At 48.8% G+C, this 18193-nt stretch carries 14 protein-coding genes; 1 reads left to right on the forward strand and 13 read right to left on the reverse strand.

Going from position 1 to position 18193, the window contains the following annotated elements:
• Position 1: 1 nt before the first annotated feature.
• From JZM60_RS12585 to JZM60_RS12640, 12 genes are all read right to left on the reverse strand, one after another.
• Positions 2 to 583, reverse strand: coding sequence for an RloB family protein (locus JZM60_RS12585; RefSeq protein WP_207162786.1), 582 nt, complete (start codon positions 581 to 583; stop codon positions 2 to 4).
• A complete protein-coding gene (locus JZM60_RS12590; protein ID WP_207162787.1) occupies positions 583 to 1926 on the reverse strand; it encodes an AAA family ATPase in 1344 nt (447 codons plus the stop codon). The genes JZM60_RS12585 and JZM60_RS12590 overlap by 1 nt, the downstream gene beginning before the upstream one ends.
• Positions 1927 to 2027: 101 nt before the next feature.
• Positions 2028 to 5588, reverse strand: a complete 3561-nt coding sequence (gene pglX, locus JZM60_RS12595) for a BREX-1 system adenine-specific DNA-methyltransferase PglX (protein WP_207162788.1) — start codon at positions 5586 to 5588, stop codon at positions 2028 to 2030.
• A gap of 4 nt (positions 5589 to 5592) precedes the next feature.
• Positions 5593 to 6123, reverse strand: a complete 531-nt coding sequence (locus JZM60_RS12600; protein ID WP_207162789.1) for a hypothetical protein — start codon at positions 6121 to 6123, stop codon at positions 5593 to 5595.
• A complete protein-coding gene (locus tag JZM60_RS12605; RefSeq protein ID WP_207162790.1) occupies positions 6116 to 7180 on the reverse strand; it encodes an AAA family ATPase in 1065 nt (354 codons plus the stop codon). Before JZM60_RS12605 ends, JZM60_RS12600 begins: the two co-directional genes overlap by 8 nt.
• Complete coding sequence (gene brxC, locus JZM60_RS12610) at positions 7177 to 10704, reverse strand: BREX system P-loop protein BrxC (RefSeq protein WP_207162791.1); 3528 nt, start codon at positions 10702 to 10704, stop codon at positions 7177 to 7179. Before brxC ends, JZM60_RS12605 begins: the two co-directional genes overlap by 4 nt.
• A 15-nt stretch (positions 10705 to 10719) precedes the next feature.
• Complete coding sequence (locus tag JZM60_RS12615; protein ID WP_207162792.1) at positions 10720 to 11331, reverse strand: DUF1788 domain-containing protein; 612 nt, start codon at positions 11329 to 11331, stop codon at positions 10720 to 10722.
• Positions 11328 to 11921: a DUF1819 family protein gene (locus JZM60_RS12620; RefSeq protein WP_207162793.1), complete on the reverse strand. Its 594-nt coding sequence runs from the start codon at positions 11919 to 11921 to the stop codon at positions 11328 to 11330. Before JZM60_RS12620 ends, JZM60_RS12615 begins: the two co-directional genes overlap by 4 nt.
• A gap of 46 nt (positions 11922 to 11967) precedes the next feature.
• Positions 11968 to 12750 carry a type IV toxin-antitoxin system AbiEi family antitoxin gene (locus tag JZM60_RS12625; protein WP_207162794.1) on the reverse strand — a complete coding sequence of 261 codons (783 nt, stop codon included), beginning with the start codon at positions 12748 to 12750 and terminating at the stop codon, positions 11968 to 11970.
• Between the two features lie 370 nt (positions 12751 to 13120).
• Positions 13121 to 14014, reverse strand: coding sequence for a plasmid partitioning protein RepB C-terminal domain-containing protein (locus JZM60_RS12630; protein WP_207162795.1), 894 nt, complete (start codon positions 14012 to 14014; stop codon positions 13121 to 13123).
• A 5-nt stretch (positions 14015 to 14019) separates the two neighbouring features.
• A complete protein-coding gene (locus tag JZM60_RS12635; protein ID WP_207162796.1) occupies positions 14020 to 14886 on the reverse strand; it encodes a ParB/RepB/Spo0J family partition protein in 867 nt (288 codons plus the stop codon).
• Complete coding sequence (locus tag JZM60_RS12640; RefSeq protein WP_207162797.1) at positions 14852 to 16456, reverse strand: recombinase family protein; 1605 nt, start codon at positions 16454 to 16456, stop codon at positions 14852 to 14854. The genes JZM60_RS12635 and JZM60_RS12640 overlap by 35 nt, the downstream gene beginning before the upstream one ends.
• 65 nt (positions 16457 to 16521) lie before the next feature.
• Here JZM60_RS12640 and JZM60_RS12645 point away from each other — a divergent pair, with 65 nt between their 5' ends.
• Positions 16522 to 16785 (forward strand): hypothetical protein, encoded by a 264-nt coding sequence (locus tag JZM60_RS12645; RefSeq protein WP_207162798.1) that lies wholly within the window; start codon positions 16522 to 16524, stop codon positions 16783 to 16785.
• Positions 16786 to 16846: 61 nt separating this feature from the next.
• Here JZM60_RS12645 and JZM60_RS12650 read toward each other — a convergent pair whose 3' ends face one another.
• Positions 16847 to 18043, reverse strand: coding sequence for a tyrosine-type recombinase/integrase (locus JZM60_RS12650; protein WP_207162799.1), 1197 nt, complete (start codon positions 18041 to 18043; stop codon positions 16847 to 16849).
• Positions 18044 to 18193 lie beyond the last annotated feature (150 nt).

Here is an 18193-nt window from a genome sequence, read left to right on the forward strand (position 1 = left end):
GTCAGTCTTGAAGTTTTACAACAAGCCGGTACACCGTAGAACCAGTGGTGCGGGGCCAGTCAGTACAGGGGGGATTATCCTTGCGGCGGGCTCGGTCAACGGCTGCAGTGATACCAGGTATCAGCTTGACCGTTTCAATATGTTTGTCGTAGCTGGGTATGTAACGTTTCAGACGATCTTTGCATTGCCGATTGTTCGTAACACCGACAGCATCTTCAAAATGCAACAGCAGCCAGAATTCAAAGCAGGGATTGCTGACCGCAAGACCATACTGTTCGTTCGCAACCGCCCATTCATGCAGTTGGGCAAGTTGTTCTTCTGTCCACTGATCCCTGTCAATTACCAACCATGCGGCATCACCGGGTTTGAGGCGGTTGCCCTTGAGGTAGTGCTTCATGCGCCCTAATACATGCTTTGGGTCACTGTGGGTGCCTTTTACCCACTTGATTGTAATAGTGGTCGTTCTGCTGTTGAACAGTTCAAAATACTGCGGTTCTGTTGTGGTTCCCTCGGTAGCAAGCACGAATACCTTGCGATAATTGAGAAACGGAATCTTCCGTTCAAATTTTCGCCGTTTGCTCATTACGCAGCCTCACCTTCGGAATGCTTTTCCACGGTGGAGCGTAATGTTCCCATCAGGATTCGGGGAACGCCTCCAAGCCGTCCCTGCAGGTAGCTTTTGCGGATATCCTTATCATTGCGAACGTCCTTATACTCGCTGAATGAGATGAGCGTCGAACTGCCGGTCCTGTCACGCTCGGCAACCCACATTTCATCACGACGCAACAGTTCTTGATCCATCAGTAGTACGTCATGAGTGGTAAAAAGCAGTTGAGAACGACATTCCGGTCCGCAGGTAAAGAGATACGCTTCAAGAAGTCTGCGTGTCAGGAGTGTATGCAAGCTACGATCAAGCTCGTCAATGATAAATACTTTGTCGTTGGACACCGTTGAAAGGTCAAGAAATGCAGGAAGTAGGTCAATGGTCCGCTGGGTTCCGTCTGACTCATTTTGCATATCAAATTTTATGTCTTGGCCTTTGATATCCTTGTGGAAACTGATTAGTTTTTTCGCCTTTAGCTCTCCATGCTGGCGTGTCACCAAAAAACGGTCGTTAACCGGTTCAGCAATAAGTCTAACTGTCATACCTTCTTTTAGCTCAGCTTGCAGATCTGCTCGAATTACATCGGGGAATGGAATGTTTTCGAAAGGGAGATCTTCACTACCAAGTGACTCTATTCCCGTATCAAGCATCGAAAGCATTGAGTTCATGGTGTTGTATAGAGGGTGTTCTTCCTGGAGGAACTGTTCAAAAGGCGCAAACCGTGAATCAGGGGCAATGAGAGTCAGATTGTGCTTGAACCAGTTGTATACTGGCCTAAAGTTATTAACCTTTTGGTTGGTAGCGTTGGTCAGGAAAAGCTGGTTTTCGCGAGTTCCTTTGAACGCAAAATGAAGGAATTGGTCCTTGTCCAAGGTGCTATGGAAGGTAATAGTATCATTAGTGCGTGTATAAAGCGGTTTCTCGGTAGTTTTTAGTATTTCAACCAACTTCTCTTCTGTTACTCGTTGGCGAGTAACTGCAAAGCTAAACTCAAAGCACTTGTCATTGATGAGCAACTCAAATTTAAATTTTGAAGGTAGTGAGTTGCATTCGGGCGCAAGTCGGAACGGCTCTGACTGGATCATGCTTTCAGGCTGCGTACCAGTTACAATAAAATGTTTGGCGAAATTCAGCGCCTTGAAAAAGTTGGTCTTTCCTGAAGCATTGCCGCCGTAGATGGCTGCTACCGGCAACAGTTTCATCCCGTAACCGGGTATGTCGGGCAACCTATCGCTATGCTGTTTTTCCCTGCCGGCAACCATGGACAGGGTTGATTGCTCTCGAAATGACCGCCAGTTTTCAACAGAGAATGAAATAATCATGTGGCACCACCCGGAGATTTAGTCTCTTGATAAAACAGAAATCAACGATACTATAGCACAAAATACAGCATTTCAAGAGAAAAAATCACCCAAGCAGCAAGTTATTCTTCCCCAGCATCCAATCCCGGAATTTTCTTCAGTGCATCGCCAAACAGAAGGTAGTTGAATTTCACTCCATTATCCAGATCAATGGGAATCTGTTTCGTTGCCAGCGGGTAGAGAGTCTCCCGCTCGTATACTTCCAGTTCATCGATGACCTTGCGCAGCTTTTCGAGATTTTTGAGCGCGTCTGTTTTCTCGCGAGGGCTGGCAGAGGCGCTGATGCTGACCTGCTCTAAATGTTGCTTACGGGCGGATAGCTTGGTGCGGAACTCACGCAGGTAATCGTTAAGCACTACACTGGCAGTATCGGGGCGGTAGCGGTGCATGTAGATCAGGGCGTTGAAGCTCCCTTTGGGGCTGGAGAAGAGCCAGTAGATGGGGCGTTTTTTGTACCGCTTCAGGTGGTCGCTGTAGAAGTCCTTGAGGAAATAATCTCTGATCTCTTGCCGCTTCCCTTTTTTACCCAATCCTTCCTCAATGAATCTAAGATTCTCTTCGTAATGCTCCTCGCCAAAAGTAACTTTCAGGAACTTGCGGAAGCGTTCGGTAATGTCGTCAATAAACCACCCTTCGTCGAGGATAGGGATGACGTTGTCCTCGTCAGGTTCAAAGGTTGGATCAGGTACTCTGACAAGGTAATCTTCAACCGTTTCTCCCAGGTTGGCCAGTATCAACCCCGGTTTATCGAGAGAGTAGCGGCCAAACATACAGCCGACGGCATAGCTAATGAATTCCTTTATGGTGTCGGCCAGCAGCAGGATTTCTAACTCTTCTTCATTTTTGTCGCCTCCGTAGCGATAGTGCGGATTACAGGTAAGGGTGATTTCGTTGAGTGGGACATCAGGTTTTAATTCATCCTGAAGACTGTAGGTTTCAACAAAAATGAGATTATTCTTTTCTTCAAGTTGCTTTACTTCCAGTATTCTATTCTGACAACTTCCTAAATACGTTGAATAGGTAGCCATCAATGAAGGCTTGCGATAATCGTGGTGCAATAATGGGAGAGTGGTAAAGTCACAAGATGTTTCGTAAGAGTCCCAGTCATTTTTTGCTAAGTCGATCAGGTTAATAACATACTCCTGCATTCGGCTTTTTACATCAGTTGAAGTTACTAAAAGAGGATATCTTGCAAGCTGACCAGCTTCAAAAGTTAGAGTTGGTGAGATTATTTTCGCAAAAAGCACAGTGGTCGATGAGTTCAATTGACCTAAAATTGAATACATCGTTGATGAGTCTTCAAAAAATATGCATGACCCCGCATCAGAAAATATACAACCTTTTGGATAGTACCTGAGGCTTAATATACCTGTGGATATACGCGACCAACCAATATTTTCTCTGAAATACATGGGGATACTTTTTATCGTGCGTGTGGGGCTACCATACAACTTAGCAGCATAATCCATGATTTCTTCGCCGTCATTTTCCCAATTAACCACATGATCAAGGTTTCCGTACCATTTACGAAATGTTCCACCTTTAATTAGTGGGAACCACTTTCTTTTGCTTGCTTGAGCACTTGATCTGTCTTTAGCAGAACGGCATATCTTATCTTGAGCAACTTCATGCCATTCTCGAACAAATAATGCGTTATTGCTGGTTGCCAGTCCCTGCCGAGTATCGCAGGCTTGAGAGAGTGGTGGTTGTTTAGAAAAAATTTCTTTGATTGAATCTTTTGCCCAGTATGCGATTGGGCTGCCGGGTATTTTTCTTAGCTCTAAAGATGAAACGAGAAATGGTTCTTTACGCTTTATTCTCAGTGCTGCTTCTTTTTCTGCTTCGCAATTTCCCTCGGTAAGCTGCAGGTAAGCACCTTTGTATTCTGTACGATTTTCTTTCTCAATTACAAATGCTGTAGTGGATACGACCTCTCCACCCAAACTGTCGAATGCCCTAGCTCCTAAGTGGGCCATAGACAAAATACAATTATTAAATAATATGTTTGTACGCAACTTTTCAAAAGAGGACAGAAACATCCAGCTCTGCATAGTGATCATTGCCACAACACCACGTCGTTGTGTTAGATCAAGATTCCGCTCTATGAACATGGCAAATGAATCCGCCTTACTGTCTGGATAATTGTCCTTCACCCAAGATGCGAGACGACCGTTCATGCCCCTGCCACCCATATAGGGCGGGTTCGCAATAACCACATGATACTTGTTTCTAAGATATTCAGCCTGCTTCAGTGCCAGGAGCACCCGTTCATGAGTGTTTTGCAGGAACAAGTTAGATGTCAGGTTTTTCTCCTCAACCTTCCGCAATACGCTCGCTGCATCGGCATATTCCGGCCTGATGAGTGAGCCGAAGTTATCTGCCTCACGGAACTGGTGCAGCATGGTCTGGAGATTGACCGTGAACAGATCGCGGCCAACCGCATCCATGTAATTCTTCAGTTCACCATCTTCAAAAAGGATATTCTGCAATACGCAGATATTTGGCTGGGTCGGGTTGCGGAAGAAACGGCGGTGATTACTCTTCTCATCCCTGGGGTTGCCCTTGGCTGCCTTCATGGTCAGGGCAAAGGCCGCCAACTCACCAGCCCGCTCATCAATCTCAATACCGAAAAGGTTGTTCTCCAGTATCAGACGCGGTATCTCGTTGGCATCGTACCCTTCCTCTTCATAAATCGCATAGAGAATGTCGTATGAATAGGTTAGCATGTGACCCGAGCCGCAGGCGGGGTCACATAGTTTGATTTCCTCCGGTTTGCTGATCCGCAGGAAGTCGGTCTCCGGAGTTTCCGGCTTGATATAGTAATCCATCTGCTTAATCAGAGGGGAGTTTGGCCGATTGAGCATCCAAAGGCGACCAAGAGAGTTTTCCACCAGATAGCGGACAATCCAATGGGGAGTGAAAAGTTGGGTCGCGGCGGGAATATTCTCCGGCGTGATCTTCTTGTTCTTCTTCAGCCCGTCAAAAACCTCGTCCTTCTTCTCAGAGATATAAAACTGGTACAACCAGCCGATAACCTCGACATCCCGGCAGACATCAGGTGTCATGGCTTCGCGGGTATAGGCAAGGATAGAATTGCCGGAGAGCAGGTCGTTGGGGATCAGCAGCTCGGTGTAATCGGCAATCTTTTCGAACATGAACGGCATGGAGCGGTTGTAGTAGTTGCAGGCTGCAACGACAAGTAGCTGATATGCCTCCTGTTGAGGATCACGACTTGAAATGGAGCCGTTCAGCAGATTGAAGACCTTTTGCCGTGCGGCATCCGGCATCAGGTTTTCATCAATATGTCCCATCTTAGCTTCGGCCAGGATTTCCGGCTGGAACTGTCCTGGGTCTGCTGGAGAAATAATGTTGACGCGGTTGTATCGGTTTGCATCCATGAAGCGCAGGGCGCAAAACCGGTTGAACCAGATGTAGGCGACCTTTTCGATGACACGATCTTGCGATGTCGCCCGTATCTGCCGCTCAAGCTCATCAACAGCTTTCGAATTTTCACGTCGTGCCTGGCTGTCGGTCGCCAGGACGAACTTCATTTTTGCGGCAACCTGTTCCATCAAACTGCGCCGGGCGTACTGGGCGAATTTTCTCAGTTTTGCTGTTTCCATCAAGTTATTCTCCTCCGCCTGCAGCAGCGGCCAGGCGTGTTACCGGCCAATCTGGAAACACTGCTTCCCACGTTTCTATGTTATGGACTTGGCAACTCGCCAATGGCTCACGATTCCATCGAACTGATTTCTTTGAAAGGTTGGTCAGTTGCTTGTCGAGTCCATCAATAATGGGCTGTAGCAAAGGGCTTTCCAGAGTAATAAGCGAAACGTAGTGAACAGACTTTTCTAAACGGCGCTCTGCCCAGCGAAAGAAAAAAGAGAAAAGGTATTTTTCAATTAGCGAGGCTTCGAGAGTGCCATCTACAATCTTTTTGAGTAGTTTTGTGCCGCCAACATCTACTGCATCAGGCCGACCGGGGTCTTTCACTTCGACGAAATAGATCGCATCTTCCATTTCAACAATAAAGTCCACCCTGGGCATATTTTGAAGATCGTGATACTCGGGATGGTTCGGGTCATTCTGATCAAATTTCATTGCGTGCTGGGCACCAACAAAATCAATTTGAAGGCCGTCTTCTTGTAGCTTATTCACTCTCGGTTCCCTTCAGACGTGATTTCGCATGAGCTATCGTCAAATGATTGAATGCCTCAGTTATTGGATTTCTTTCGATTTCACGATAATCATCAGTGCTACCGATTTTGACCTCTCCTGATGGGATATCCCGATACAATGCGTGGTAACGCACGTGGTCCTTGCTCTTGTCCATGAGCAGGTCGAACCACTTGAGCAGCACATAGTCGTGGGTAGCCAGAATTATCTGCTGCCCATTTCTTGACAGCTCTAGCAGAATCTGCACGAGCAGCTCCATCAGCTTGGGGTTCAGGTTTGATTCGGGCTCATCCCAGAAGAGCGGCCCGCTGACACCTGGTTGAATCGCCCCGGTTTCCAGCAGGCGTGAGAGCATGCCCGCCTTACGGAAGCCTTCGGCCATTGAGTTGGCGGAGTATTCAGCGTTCTCGGTCTTAAAAGTGACCTTGCCGCCGCCATAGAAAACGAATCTCCCTCCGCAGATGCCTTCAATCTCCGTCATGGCCCATTTTGACTTCTCGTGCAGGGTTTCCGGTCGTATCTCGGGGAGATCCAGCAGCAGGCAGATGTCCTGATAGGTTTGGTCAAAGGAGAGGCCGTATTTTTCATACAGGCTGTTGAACCCCTTCATGAAAGAGAGAACTTCCTTGGTAGGGATGTAGACCGGTTCTGATAAATACTGTTCGTAATTTGAACTGTTTTGAATGGCCAACGACTTGGAATTGGTATGGAATGAAACCGATATTTTCTTGTCCAAGGCGAACTGGGCTTCCAATTGGGCATTTTCAGCGACACCGTGGCGGCGCAGTTTGCCCAGTTTGTCATCCAATGGCATAAAGAGTTGAAGCAGCTTGGATGTGAGAGCTGTCTCGATGTCATCTTTTCCGATATCAGGCTTGTTCTTGAATAATGTGCTGCCGGAACAGAGCCCATAGGCAGCTTTCAGGAGATGGGTTTTGCCGGTTCCGTTTTCACCGATAATCACATTGATCTTGGAGGAAAAGTCGATAGTCAGGCCATTGAATACGGTAAAATTCTTGATATCAAGTTTTGTGATCATATCTGAATCCTCTTCCCGTCGCGGATTGTATTGAGCATTGCTTCACGAACCGAAGCGAGATAACGATCGACATCGGTTTCATCGGCCAGCCAGGCTTTTTCGAACGAAACCTGAATTGAGCGGCTGGTAACGTATTCAACCACTGGTTCGGCAACACCGGTTGGTTGTTGTCCGCTCGTGGCAGTATTCTCTCCTGCTGGACTGTCTTGTTGCGACAGGGAGTTTACCTGGCCCAGAATCCGCTGATACTCATCTTCCTCGCATCTTCTCCGGGTGTCACGGATAACGGCAATGATTGTCTGTCGGGTGAGTCCTTGCAGGAACCTGTCTAATGGTTGCGTTAATTGTCCCTGTTGTTCCGTTTTCAGGCTGGAGAATTCAGGCATTGCCGCCAGGCGCTCTTTGAGCGTGGTGATGGAATGCAGTGCGATATTCTTCTCTGAATCAAGCTGTGCATCAATCCGGGCTTTCAGTGAATCAACCAGAGATTTTGCCTGCTGCATCCGGTTGTTTTTATAGCAGCCTGGATCTTCGAGAATGCTCTGTATCTGCGCTGCTTCATCACCCTCGACATAAGGAAAGTTTGGCTCCTGTGCCTGGATAAATGCCTTGGCCTCGTCATAAAGACCCTTTTGTGGCCCGCTCATGAATCGCCGTACCGGATCAAGAGTTTTCTCCTTGAGATCAAGGAAGGAATCCGCCTGACGGCTGAACTCGGTGAGATAATAGGTGTACGGTTTGCCGGTTATCTCCTGAATGGTTTTGATCGGTTCATCAAGGACCGTGAGAAACGGATATTGAGCCTTCTGGGCAACCAGCGGGGTTAGCGTATGAAGGAGATCCAGAAACTTTTGTGCGGTCTCTTTGCCAAGCGCCTTGGCCTCATTGCTTGTGGGCGGGGTATCAAAGAAATCCTCAAAGAACTCTTTCAACTGCCGCACCTGAGAGGCGGTAAAATCTATCTGTGGTTCGAGGATGACATTCCCATGACCGTGGGTATTGCGCAGCGCTCTTTCCAGATCGGCATCTTCCAGCGGGTTGCTGTCGGAGCGTACTTCTATTTTGCCACGGGCGCACAATTTAGCCAACGTGCAGAGAATGGCGGCAAAATACCAGCCATAGGGCTTACGCTCAAATTTTTCCACCAGACTCTTGAGGGTCGTCCTGACACCGCTACGGTTGTTGCCGAGAATAAAGGCCAGCATCTCCTGCTCTGATTCAGACATAACGGTCGTGTCATTGCCGAACAGGCTATCTTCCGACTGGCGAAGACACCGCTGGATATCATTTTCGCTATAATTGATCCCGCGAAGCATCCGCAGGTTGGGGTAGGTTCTCTGGATCAGCTCATGGAATCCCCTGACAATCTTGGTTTGGGCCTCTTCTCCAGACAATTCGATGTCACTTCCCATGATGATCAGCTTGGCCTTGCCGATCAGCTTTTGGGCAAGCTGCTGCAATTCTCCATAACGTTCACGGTTCAGAAAGCCTTTGTCCGTAAGGATACGTTTGACGTTTTCCTTTTGGGTGATCGACATGTTCTGCTGGATGTATTTGCCGGTACGTTTGTACATGAGCAGGTCTCGAACCAGCCGGTCATCCGCTGGCATGCTGATGACCAGTTCGTCACGCCCCATGGACTGCATGCGCAGGATATCTTCATTGCCGGAATGTTCGTGGAAGGGGGAAATAATGTGGATTGCCAGCTCATATTCCCGGCCATGGAGCCGGTCGTCCAGTTTTCTGGTGAAGGAATAGTCCTGGCCATTTTCGTCATAGCGGATTTTTCTATTTTTAATGATGCCGTCGAAGATGATCTTTGCCAATTCATCGGCAACATCCGATGACTCTACTTCGGTGTTCTTGATCTCCTGCTCGACATCCTTTTCATCTTCGGTCAGAAATTCGTACTGTTCACCGTTACGCTGGATATAGCTCTGCTGCTCCAACAGGTTCAGAGCATCCTCAATATTCATTTTCAGATCGGCTATGTCCTGGTCAAAGTTTTCCAGCATCAGAACGCACAGGTTACGGATGGTCGCTTTGAACTCACGGACATATTTTACCAGAAACAATGACTTCAGAATTTTCACTGCATAGGGGTTGTTGAGATTCTGTTCCGCTACCCGGATGGAGGTTTGAATCTGTGTCTTGAGTGCGGTCCTGATCCCTTCGAACATCAGGTCAAAAGTGGCTAGTTGACCAATCTGATGATCTGATATCTGGACGGCAACCTGCTGGAAAACTCCCAGCATGGAACGCTCACCAACAGAAGTATGCTTACCTTCAAAGGCATTGTGCAGGGAAAGCGCCTGAATCGCGGTCTGGAACAGGGTGAATTGATACGGAATAAACGGGTAGCAGTGGATGAAATGGTCTTTACCCTGAAAGTTCTTGTAAGTTTGGGAGCCGTCGCTGAAATCCAGCAGCGTTTTGAAGTTGTTGCATGCCGCATGGTAAGTTGTAGAAAGCTTTTCAACGCCCGCCTCATTTTTCAAAAGCAGACGTTTCTGGATCACCTCATCCACGTTCGCGCCGGTAAGCTTCATCCGGTTTGCAAAGCGAGCTTGAATCTTGGAAAAGTCATTCCCCTGCTTAGCGGTCATCTCGCCCACAACGCTGTTCATATCTTCCTGGGCGGTAACAATAATCCAGGCTCTGCCACGGCTCTTTGTGGCAAGGCTCTCGGCGATGGTCTGAAGGTTGGTCATCAGTTTGACGTTGTCGGCAACGTACTGGCCCACTTCATCAACAAAAAAATTCAGGCGAAAATCTGCCCCCTGTCTCTCGATATAGGCATTTAGCTGCTCGGCAAAGTCTTCAATTGAGACCTTGTACTGACTGCGGTATTTGTCGAGAATTCCGGTAGCAACTTCCTTTTTCTCACCTGCCGCTCGGGAGTAAGCTTCGGCGATATTGGCCGATTCCAGAAGCGCCTGTTCCCGCCCGGTGGTCCATTCCTTACCGGAGACCTCCTTATACGCCTGTTTGAATGCTGAAAATATGTTCCGACTGTCAAGTTCACGTTCAAACTGAGCAATGTGTCCCTGTTTTCCGTAATACCCACACATTTCATCAAAGACCTTGACGAAAACAGACAGGAGGGCATCAATCTGCGTCTTGCTGATAACATCTGCTTTCTGGTCTATGTTGAACAGGATGCTCTTGGAGGGTATAGCAACCGCCTTTTTCAAATCTCCACGCAGGATTTCATTGTTCTGAAGCTCAGGCTTACGCAGGAACATGTCAAGAACAGTAGCGCCATCTATGGAGCGATTCTCCAGCAAGAGAGCCAGCATTTTTAACAGGTGTGACTTTCCCGATCCGAAGAAACCGGACAACCAGACACCATTTGCTCCCTCGTAATTGTTGTAGGCGTCGAGGAATGCTTCAAGGCGTTTAGTGACCTCGTTGGTCAAAACATATTCGTCAACTTCTATGCGGAGACTGGCTGCATCGTCAGCCTTGATGACACCTTCAATTGTCCTGTCTACCGGTTTGCTGAATATGGCACGCAATTCCATCAGAACTCCCTCGTATCAGATATCGCAGTGAAATATATTGAATGCCCGATAATACTTGTCGTCGTGCAATCTGCCAAAGAGGTCAAGCGAAGCGCCGTGTTCCAGAGAATGGGTATACGCACCTGGAAAAAACATCACGGTCGGTTGATCCTTGGCAGTGCTTTGGAGGTTATTAAGGACATTGTGGGAGCGGATATACGGGAATACCTCGCCGACGCCAGTGATGAACATGACATCGAATTCCGTCTGTTGCATTCTTGCAGCAATTTCAGGTATGAGGTGAGCTTCAGGATCGAGAACCCCTTGGAGCAGCTCCTTTATCTCATCCTTTGCAACTTCAGTTTCCATTTCAAGAATCTGATCCCAGATGCCACGGCGACGGAGCAGCTCAATTGATGTGTCGTAAAGATTAATTTCCAAGATCCGAACGCCACCCTGATTCAGTCGGTTTATGAGTTGTTTTTGAATACGTCCCATTTCAACGGCTTCTTCAGGCTTGTAAGGGCAGATGAAGAATGGAACTTCGTTGCCCAATCCTTGGCGTTTCAAAAATCTTTCACTGCAGATCAGCGTCAGCAGATGTTGAAATCGTTCCTGAATCGGCCTGTATTCCAAATCGGCGCTCATTGCAACAACTCCCTGATGTCTCTGTCTGATAATGGGAAGATCTTTAGATCATCCGGTGAATGACTGGCGACAGCACGAGCAACCTGCGCACTCAGGATCACAGGATTGATGGAGTTTGCTTTTGTCAATATATCAGCCTCCCGCAGCATTCTAAAGACTACCTGACGAAGCTTGTTGCGAGTGGACTCGGTAAGCTGCTCCAGTTCATCATGCCATTCAGCCTTGGCATTGAAAAAGGCATCGTAATCCTCCGGACGAAGGTCGAGATTAATCTGAAGATACTTTTCTCTAATGATTTCAGAAGCAAACTCATAAATAAAACGATGCCTACGACAAATGCCTACCCAAAGGATTTGTTGCTGTTCCTGAAGCGAACCCTCTATTAAAACATTCAGTTCTGCTTCATGTAATTTTTCAAGCCGCAAGCATATCTCACGACATACCCTTTTAGAGCTGCTGGCTGTGCGTGACTGAATAAGATTCTGATTCAGGGCCATGTACCTGACTGCTTTCCAGTCTCCCTGTGTGAGGAATAACTCAGCAATTTCTACGGACTCCCGAAGGAAAAGTCCGCCTGCAGTAAAAGACATGTTGTAGGAAGCAGATATCATTATTGTAATCCAGTGGTTTGATGAATCAAATTTCAGATGTTACCGTTTCATTGGGATAAAGACGCCATCGGCGATCCAGCTTTACTCCCTTATAAGTTACAGAATGGGAAAGTGGAACAGATACCGGACTTTTACTGCTTACATATTTTGCCAAGGCGTCGGCTAGTTTTATTGCTCCTGCATGTTCAATTAAATATCCAAGTCGTTGTGACCACGCGATTGGCGACAGGCCAGCGATGCGAACCAGTTCTTTGGCATTCAAGGATTCAGCCAGTTCGGTCAAAACCGTTGCCGAGTTATCAAGACCTCCTGCATGATGAGGATAACCTGCAAGATCAAAAGCAGTGGCCTCAGGGCTTGAAACTCTCAAATATCCGCGAGGAGTTTTGAAATCCTGAGTAGGAATTACAGAAACATTTTTCCGGGTAATGAAGTCGACTCGTACACCTCCGCAGGCGATTCCAGGACGAGATCGCTGCACCACAACTTGAAAAACTTGAGGGAGATGATGAGCAGCACCGTGGTATTCAGCAGCGGTGAGTAGTCCGACATAATAGGGCTCTTCCAGATGAGCCATCAAGGCAGGGATGAAGTGATTGGCGGGTAGGCATCCCAGGTTCCTGAATTCGGGGGTTACGATCACATAGAAACCTCGAAACGGCATAGCAATCTCACCCTTGTGACGCAAACGGCGCAGCGCCGCACGGGTAGCAATGACGCTGGTGCCTTGCGTCTGGGCCGCCTCAACTCCAGTGAAACAATAAGTCCCCTGTGCAAGCAGATCATCAATGTAGTGCGAAATTGCCATGCGCATTTAGTACAGCAAATAAACATTAAAAGCAACAAGAACTGTTGTTTTTTTTGCTTAATTGTATAGTAAATGAGGTCTCATATTTTGATCGAAACTTGGAGAGTTACCGAGATTAACATGGAAGTTAAACCATCACAGAAAAAGAGGATACCAGGGTCAGCCGGGAACGGTTGTATGAAGAGGTCTGGGCGGAGCCAATGACCACTGTCGCCTTGATACAAGGTGTCGTCGAGCTTCCTTGCCTGTATCTGTACACGCCTGAATGTTCTCCGACCCAAAAGAGGTTACTGGGCAAAGCTTGTCGTTGGCAAAGTATCCAAGCGACCGCCGTTACCTGAAGCTGAACCTGGCTATGAATTGAACTTTCTCACTCCATATTTTTCAATCTGAAAAAGTCAAGCTCAGCTATTTGCTTGAATTTGTCATGGATAGGCCCATGAAATTCACGTAGATATTTTGCAACCGCTTCGTTGCCGAGCATACTTTTCAGATATGCCTGCATAGATGTCATGTCGATCATTGCTGTACCGTACTGCTCCTTCAATGAGCCTATTTCCATGGACAGGGCAAGACTCTCTTCCTCAAGGCGAACCTGGCGGGCCAGTATCGCCGGAGTCTCTTTTTTCGGCTTTCCTTTATTGACAAGCTGATTCGCCGGTGTTGCGTCCAGAAGGGCCTTGGCATAGCTGGAGGTGAACTTGTTCTGGTCATTCATCAGCATGGCGGCGTTAATCTGCCGGGGCGCCTTCATTTTTTTCAACACCCTGAATACCGGTTCCGGCACAACCTTATCCTTCAGCAGATCGACAGCCTCGGGGCAGATGCCCTCAAGCAGACACTTCTTGTTCCTGATGGTGCTGATATCAAGGTTCAAGGCCCTGGCGAGTTTTTCTTCCGAAACTCCTGACTGTATGGCCTTCATTATCATGCGGTGTTCCTGAATTGCTGAAAGCCGATTGATGTACTTGTTGTAGGTATAGGTCTCGTCATCGGTGGAAATCAGGCAGGAGACCCGTTCCACTCCCAGTTCCTTCAAGGCCATGATCCGCAGATGACCATCGAGCAGGAGATAGCCTTTTCCTTTCTTGATTGGAGCGACCACAGGGGCTTCGATAAGTCCCACCTCCCGGATGGAGGAAAGGACCTGGCCATACTTTCTGCATTTCATTGCATAGATGGAAATGCTTTTGGTTGTGAGCAACTCCTCCACGGCAAGTTCGATCAGTTTTTCCTGGAATCCCTGCTTTATTATATTTGCCATCGCCGCTACCTTTTCAGAAGATCCGTTACATGCAGAGGTATTTCATTCATGCCGACGGCCTTCAGCTGATTGGTGAAATGGACATCAGTCAATAACTGGCGCAGAGCCATGGCCGTGTAGTCCAATACATCCTTGATATAGTTAGACTGGGCCAGAAGCCGTTTCTTCTCTCGGGCGCCATTCTCATAGGCTGCAATCAGATCTTCCGCGGAGACTTTGGCATTTTCACGGTGTGGAGCTGAAAGTCCTTTGCCGTAATGTTTCCGCCTGGAGATGATTTTTTGCAAAACGACCAGCTTCTTCCCGGTCAAGGCCCCCGATTCATAGGCTTCCGTCAGGGCAGTCTGTACGGCGGTGTCATCTTCCGCTGCGATTTTCAGTGCCTGGTATAACGGAATTCGCCCCTTTTCCACGGCGTTGACCAGATATTCTTCCCCCTCTTCGAGCAGACGGATGATGCCGCGAATATAGTCTTTGCCAAGGTTGGTTTTGGCAGCGATGGCATCGTCAGCGTACCCCTGGCCTTTCAGATACTTGATACTCTGCAGGAGTTCCAGGGCACTGTTGTTGCGTCGGGCGATATTCTCCACCAGGCTCATGATGTGCGCATCTTCTTCGCTTACTTCGCGAATGACAGCGGGGATTTCAGTTTCCCCGGCGGCAACGAAGGCCTCGATCCTCCCCTGGCCGCACACGAGGTCATATTTCTTGCCGTTTTTTGTATCTTTCCGGGGAGCGACCGTGATGGGCCTTTTCAGTCCGATGCTCCGAATGTTCTGCCGGATTTCTTCGGCAATGATCTGATTGCGCACCCGCGGATTCAGGATGTGAATATCTTCAATGGGAATAAGCGCTATGGCCCCATGCTCCATGGTGCACCGCCTTGTCGAGAGAGATGTTGACGCTCAGCTTCAGCAAGTAATCCAATGTGTCGGTACGAAAGCCGTCCATAAATCCCGCGTTCTCCTCCGACAGCTTCAACTGCCCGTCCGAAAATTCCAACGCGGGCAGGATGTAGTAATCCTGGATCGCTTCATTACGAACATCCATGCGTACTGCTACGGTTACGTCGGGACGGAGACCGCTGTCGAAACGGATTTTCCAACGCCTGGTTCCGGAAGGCGTGGTGAAGCAGCGGCTGATGACGACGGAAATGAACAGATTGTGATTCAATTCCAGCAGGCAGCTTTCCGGGTCGATAGGAATCTTTCTGCCGCAGAGGTTTTCAATATCGCGGACGACATCGGCCACGATCTCGGCATGGAGGGAACGCAGCCGCTGGTTGATGGCAACATACTGATAGTCGCGCTTCGGAGTATAGCCGATCATCTGATAGACCCGCAGCAGCCCGCCGAATCTATTGCTGATCAGGCTGCTGGGAGGCAGGAAATCAGCTTCATCAATGATCAGCGCCGATAGACGTCCTTGCCTGGCGTATAAATCCCGTAGCCCCTGCAGCAGCTCTTCGTCAGTAGCCTTCTTGTTTCGCTCTCGGTAAATCCCCTGAACGGTGTAGAAACGCTCCATGTTCACTACGGGCTCGAAGGCGTGCTCCTTCCGCACCCACTCGCTTTCCGGATTCGGCTTGGCTCTGCTCTTCATCTTGCCCGACGTGCGATTGAACAAGTTGTTACCGACATATTTCTCATTGGTCAGCACCTCGCACACAGTTCCGCGCGACCAGGGGCGACCGAAATGGGTATTCACGCCTCGTGCGTTCAACTGTGCCGCAATGTCAGTTTCGCTGTTCCCGGCGATGAACTGGTCATAAATCCAGAGCACCGTCCGGCATTCCTCATCCGGCCCCGGCATAAGGATCACCCGCTCGGTGAGCAGGCTTTTCCGCTGCCCCATCGCCAGTTCCTGCTTGGGTCTTCCTGCCTCGTCCAACAGCATGCGCCGTAGCCCGAATCCCGCCACGCCTCCCTGCCGGTATCCTTTCGCCACCAGGTTGCATTGTCCCGCCCATACCTTCTGAGAGAGCTGGCGGCAGTAGTCGCTGGCGCTTTCATCCCGCAGCAGGGTCATAATCCGGTCGGCAAGGTTGCTGGTCAGCGTCACCGGCTTTTCGCAGGACTGGCAGACGACGTTTCTGCGTTCCAGCCTCATCCGGTGATACTCAGCCTCGCGGCTGTCTACAAACCGTCCCCAGCGGCTTTCATCCAGGTACAGGACAATGTTGTATCCGTTCCGCCCCTGTTCTACATCATCAATCAAGGTCTGAAACTGTTCCCGCTTTTCAGTGTTGATCCCGCTGACACCCAGATCGGCATAGGTCTTGACGATTTCAATGCCGTATTCAGCGGCATAGGTACGTATTGCCCGCTCTTGATTTTCCGGCGACTCCACCTGCAACTCTGTGGACATGCGGATATACATGGCACCCTTCAGGCGCAGGCTTTTGATATCAGCCGGTGTATATGCCGTTCCCGCTTGGTGCATTTCCGGATATCTCCTTAATTACACATCAGAATATTCCGGTAATACTTTCAACCAACTAGGGGCGTATGTCTACAAAGATTCTGTGGCAGATTTGCCACAAAAATGAACTCAACAATGGTGACCTGACGAGATATATTGTGAAGTTGCTACGGAAGCGAAAGATCACGACGAAACAGGCGGCTCGCGACCTCAACATACCCGTGGAGCGGGCACGGAACTGGTATTACAAGGATACGGGCATGACGGCCCTTGATCTGCTGAGGATGATGCAGAAGTATGAGTTCGTCAGGGAGGCGGTGGAAGGGGCGTTGCAGAATGAAGACAGTTGAAATGATCCGCTGGCAGAGAAGGTCTCACTACCACTCACTTGGTTACTTGAATCTGTGAGAGCTATTTGTCTGCTGGGTTGCTGACCAGGGTTTCAAGGTGCTTTGCCCACTTAAGCAGCCATTTCTTTTTCTCTTTATCGTACTTGTTGCGATTATAGACGCCGATCACGCCTTTTTTGACATGGTTCAGGATGGCATCGATAATTTCATCCGGACAACCGAGTTCCGACAGCTTGGTGGCAGCCGTCCGGCGCAGGTCGTGAGGTGTCCACCGGGGCAGCCCGAGGTATTGCTGCCGGGTGATCTTTCCTTCCTTGTCTTTAGGCTGTTTGGTGAGAACATGGGAGAGAGCAGGGCGCCCGATAGGTGACTCCAGATCCGGAGACGGGAAATACCATGGACAGATCAACTTCGGCAGAAGTCGTTGCGCCAGCGGCGTAAGATATACCCTGTGTTCCTCTTTGTTCTTTGCCCGCTCTTTGGGGATGGTCCACCATTCTTTGTCAACTTCCGACTTGGCCATTCCTGCTACTTCACCGGGCCGTTGAGCAGTAACAAGTATAAGAAGTAATGCATTGCGAGCAATCAGGCTTCCGGCGCTGTCTTTGTCGGACAGAGTGTTCCAGATGAGTTTCATTTCGTTATCCGACAAAACCCGCTCTCTTGAATTCGGGGTAACATCAGGGATGGCGGCCGATACTCCGGCAAAAGGATTGAAGTCAACAAGTTCACGATGCAGGGCATAGGTGAACATGGCTCTTGCGTGTTTCAGGACGCCAAGGGCCTGGGCCTTGGCCCGGGAGGCGACATCCTCTACCAGCAATATGGCATCGCGACGGCGGATACTCCCGACCTGGCGATCTTCCCAGTTTTTCAGCACATCGTTCTTCAATGTCAGACTGGCGGTTTTGAGATATGTTTTGGCAGCAGACTTTTCCAGATGCTCCAGGTAGTCTTTAACCAGATCTTTCACGGTATGCTGTTCGGGTTCGACAACAACGGGTGGAGGAGATTGCGGGTCTACACCTTTACTGACCTGGTTGGCGGCAGCACGAAATTTTTCCCGTGCTTCTGACAATGTCGTTGCTGGATAGTGCCCCAAGTTGAATCGTCGGCGCTTACCTGCAAGTGTATAGATATACTGGAAAGTCTTGCATCCGGTCGGGAGAACGCGTATTGTGAAACCGTGGCTTTCGCGGATACAGTATTCTTTCTCCCTTGGTTTGAGGGATTGGATGTACCGGTCAGTGAATTTCATGGAACCTCTGTGGAACCTCCGGTATGCTGATAATGATAGAAACATGCTGCTACAAACGTAAATAAGAATAGCATACCTAATTGTGTAAGTAAATGATATTACAAATGAATGTGTTATTTATTGATATGAATAGGAATCTATGTTAAAGTG

Source organism: Geobacter benzoatilyticus (assembly GCF_017338855.1).
Taxonomy (GTDB): Bacteria; Desulfobacterota; Desulfuromonadia; order Geobacterales; family Geobacteraceae; genus Geobacter; species Geobacter benzoatilyticus.